This window comes from Sinorhizobium fredii USDA 205, from assembly GCF_001461695.1.
Classification (GTDB): Bacteria; Pseudomonadota; Alphaproteobacteria; order Rhizobiales; family Rhizobiaceae; genus Sinorhizobium; species Sinorhizobium fredii.
Genome location: NZ_AUTC01000047.1, coordinates 1 through 3,776, shown reverse-complemented (window position 1 = coordinate 3,776; position 3,776 = coordinate 1). Strand labels below are relative to the sequence as shown.

The window sequence follows — 3,776 nt, the reverse complement described above, 5'->3', positions numbered from 1 at the left end:
CCGACCGCCAGAAGATCAATGATTTAGCCGTTGTTCAGGGCCGACTACTTCGAGCTCAGATGGTTCTCATTGGTCAGGATCAGACGTGCGGGCGGACAACCCGTGGTCGAAAACACTGCGATAACGTCGGAGCGCTGATTTGCGCGCTCCGACGTTACCAGTAGCCTCGGGTGATCGGCAGCAAGGCAACTCACCGAAACCCCAACGTCTTTCAACGCAGCCTCATCCGCAGCGGACCAGGCGATTTTCTGTTCATAGGGTACAATCTTGTGTTCCGTCGCATCCTTCGGCGGATTTGCCGCCCAGACAAAGACAGCCATTGCGAAAACGACCCATGGCACAACGCGACGCAATGTGTTTAACATTATGTCCAAGCGCTGCCGCAACTCGGTTGTAACGGCCAGTTCCAACGCTTCACGCACCTTGAATGCTATGTTCTTATAAACGAGTGTCCAATTCAGACCCGCCTCTTCGTTAGCTGGCGGCGGATTTTGTTTGGCCTCTTCGAGTTGCCGTGCCAACCCCTCAAAAGTTCGATTTCCTTCTCGCGAGTTTTCGCTGAGGTAAGCGCGTGTGACGAGCGCCCGCGCCGCTGCAAATTTTGGCGCCGTATAGACCTCTTCTCGGCTATTGGTCGCCATCGTCATGAGATCGATCGCCTGAAATAGCGGTTTCACGCACAATAGAACACCGGCGACCAAACTCACGAGGGCTAAGGCGAAGCGGAAATCGAACTCCATGCTGCCGAACCCTGACAGGCTCGTCGCCCCAATTGTTAGCGTCAGAATCGATCCGAGACCGACAACGAACCAACGGGCCATGTCGCGAATGTTCGCCCGCACACTGTCATTCCGCTTCACTAGCGAGTCTGTGGCATCATCGATCATCTTTTCGCGTATGGCGCGTGTCTGTTTTTTTGCTTCGCTTGCGGCCGCCTCCGCGGCGTCACCGCCAACTGGAGCAGGTTGCTTTGGCCTTCGCATAACGCACAATCCGATCCTTCGGCGCTCGACCGACCAGGCAGTTAATTGCTTTTAAATGTCAAAAAGACTGACGCGTCGTCCGGTAAACCCTTCACGACCTCACTTAGATCCTTGAGGTCCAAGAGACCGTCGTTTTTCAATTCCGCGTGCGTGGTTCTCCCGGTCCAAGCTTTCGACTTCACCTGTCCGATCAGCGCTTCGAGCGTCTCGAACGAACGGGCGGCGCCAGGGATCCGTGGCCCTGCAGCGATCCGGGTTGAGAAGATTATCGGGGGATCGAACTTGTCCTGACTAACCACGACTTCGACGGGCGCGTCTCGCGGATACGTAACCGGTTCGGTTTTCCCAGAGGGCGGCCCGGCCGCATCAAGAGGTAGTTTCGTTTTTTCATCGATCGCTCCGACCGCGTTCCCATGGACGACGATCTGCTGACCTTTCTGCGGTATGATGAAAAGCTTTCCCATCTCAAAACAACCCGTGGTGTTACCCAGATAGCGTGACGATATTGTAACGCCAGTGTCGAGTAAAGCGGGCACACCTGCAGATGAATGCACGTGTTCTGTGCCTGGATCATGAGACTGTGGCTTCAGAAGCCCGTCGAATGGGGCGCGTTCGATCAAACAAGATTCGAGCGAATGCGGCTTGGCTCGCCGTAAATGACAGAGAAAGGATATGGGTTGCCAGAGGATGTATGAACTCGAGAGCGATCACAGTAACACCACCACGACCGCGAAGTCTAAATTACCCCCAAGCCCGGAACCTCCCCCTCCCCGTCATCTCTTTTAAGCCCAATTCGCGAAGAATCCACCCGGTGGCGTCGCCTTAACCGATTGCATCTCGCCAGCGATGACAAAGCTTCCCATCGGAGATCCAACGCCCCGCTACCGGCGCCACCGCTTTCCTGCTGAGATCATCGCCTATGCGGTGTGGCTCTATTATCGGTTTTCGCTGAGCCTGCGTGACGTTGAAGACCTGCTTGCCGAGCGTGGCATCGATGTCTCGTTCCAGACCGTCTCCGAGTGGGTCGCGAAGTTCGGCTGCAAGTTCGCACATCAACTCCGGCGACGGTCGCGAGGCAACTTTGCCGACAAATGGCACCTCGATGATGGTCGTGTCCATCAAGGATCAGAAATACTGGCTGTGGCGCGCCGTCGATGCCAACGGACTACGTTCTCGACGCTCTGCTGCAAAGCTTCAGAGACAGGAAGGCCGCTCTTCGGGTGATGCTAAAGCTGCTGAGAGCCCAAGGCATCACGCCGCGTGTGATGATCACCGACAAGCTGCGCTCTTACTCGGCCGTGAAAGCTGAGCTGATCCCCGGCGTCGAGCATCGTTCGCACAAAGGCTTGAACAATCGCGCGGAGAACTCTCACCTTCCTGTGCGACGACGAGAAAAGCGCATGATGCGGTTCAAATCGGCGCGACAATGCCAGCGTTTCGTCTCAACCCATGGTCAGATTGCCAATCTCTTTCAACTTCATCGAAAACATCTCACTGCCACCGATCATCGCCAACTTCGCGCCCATGCCATCACGGCCTGGCGGGAAATCGCCATGTTGATCGAGGCCTGAAAGCTACGCCAAAGACGGGAGCGGGAAAAAGCTGGGGGTTAGGCTGCGAGGTCGAGCTTTGCTTGTTTGAGACGGCCGTCCGCGACGGCGGCTCGGACTTGAAGAACCCGATGAGCGCCGATCGGTGTCCAACGCATTTGCCGCTTCTTATTCATACGGGCATTGACGAGGCTGTTGGCGGCACTTTCGGCCGGCGAACTGGATATCGGCTGACCGGACCAGTATCGCCGACAGTAGTTGACGATCGAAGCTGCGTTCTGCCCCAGGTAGGTGCCAAGATTGTTGATCAGCTCGTATAGGCGCCTGAGTTTGCCGGGGGCGTCGTGAAAACCGAGATGCTGATCCAATTGGCCGAGCATCTGCTTTACGGCTTCGCTTGCCTCTCGGACATATCCGCTCCAGAGGAGATACCGAAGCCTGGGCACATGGACCGCGACGCTTTGCAGATAGACATCCAGATTTTGCAGATGCCTGATGCCCTCCCAGGCCTGCTCAATGTGCCGCAGCCGCATCGACAGGTGAAACCAGTCGAGAATATGCGTGACGGGCTGGCGTGTTGCGCTGAGCACGATGCTCTGCAGCCCGACCTCTCCGTCACTAAAGACGGTGACGTCTCGGCCAGGCAGCCATCCTTGCGCGCGCATCGCCGCGCGAACGATATCGTGTTTGCCGGTAGCAATATTCGGCGCACCGGCAAACTGACGCGGTGCTCGGCCTTGCGCAACCACGCGTCCCATCGCGATCTCGAAATGCCGGCTTTGATAGCCGGGAACCGCGCGAATATAGGCGCCATCAATGAAAACGGAAACTGGAGACTTGCCGGCGCGACTGATACGATAGGGGCCCGCGACGTCCCACTTTTCGATCTGATCGGCAACCTTGCCCAGCCGGTTGCTTACGGTTCGATGATTATGAGGCCGCGTGGCCGGCACAAAGATGTCAAGTACACGGGCTGCTTCTCGAAATGACAACCGGGAGCCCAGTTCGGCTTGGATGCGCTCCAACTCCGGGGTAGCTCGGCCATTCAACAGGGTTTCGACGCATCCCGTGCCCAACCTCGCGGTCGATCCGCATGCACAGCGGCACCACCGCGGCACACGCACGTGGCAAGATCCAAAGAGCGAATGGATCGTGCGGTACCTACTATCATGCACCGAGCGACGGCGGTTACAGTCTTGGCACTTCCGATCTCGCTGGGCGGCTTGATCCGTCTGAAACTGGG

General features: G+C 57.2%; 4 protein-coding genes and 1 pseudogene. 1 reads left to right on the top strand and 4 read right to left on the bottom strand.

Annotated elements, in window-relative coordinates; translation table 11 throughout:
- Positions 1–44: 44 nt before the first annotated feature.
- From N181_RS06905 to N181_RS35480, 3 genes are all read right to left on the bottom strand, one after another.
- Complete coding sequence (locus tag N181_RS06905; RefSeq protein WP_153451193.1) at positions 45–983, bottom strand: hypothetical protein; 939 nt, start codon at positions 981–983, stop codon at positions 45–47.
- Positions 984–1,024: 41 nt separating this feature from the next.
- Positions 1,025–1,447, bottom strand: a complete 423-nt coding sequence (locus N181_RS06900) for a hypothetical protein (RefSeq protein ID WP_042779325.1) — start codon at positions 1,445–1,447, stop codon at positions 1,025–1,027.
- Positions 1,448–1,724: 277 nt separating this feature from the next.
- Positions 1,725–1,787: a helix-turn-helix domain-containing protein gene (locus N181_RS35480; protein WP_155621607.1), complete on the bottom strand. Its 63-nt coding sequence runs from the start codon at positions 1,785–1,787 to the stop codon at positions 1,725–1,727.
- Positions 1,788–1,829: 42 nt separating this feature from the next.
- Here N181_RS35480 and N181_RS06895 point away from each other — a divergent pair.
- Positions 1,830–2,554, top strand: a pseudogene (locus N181_RS06895) (IS6 family transposase).
- A 38-nt stretch (positions 2,555–2,592) separates the two neighbouring features.
- Here N181_RS06895 and N181_RS06890 read toward each other — a convergent pair.
- Positions 2,593–3,776 (bottom strand): ISKra4-like element ISSfr3 family transposase (locus N181_RS06890; RefSeq protein WP_081318982.1); only part of this gene is annotated, 1,184 nt, incomplete at its 5' end.

Excerpts from the sequence above, each read along its gene's own strand:
- N181_RS06900 (WP_042779325.1), bottom strand. The coding sequence starts at position 1,447 with ATGGGAAAGCTTTTCATCATACCGCAGAAAGGTCAGCAGATCGTCGTC.
- N181_RS06905 (WP_153451193.1), bottom strand. The coding sequence starts at position 983 with ATGCGAAGGCCAAAGCAACCTGCTCCAGTTGGCGGTGACGCCGCGGAG.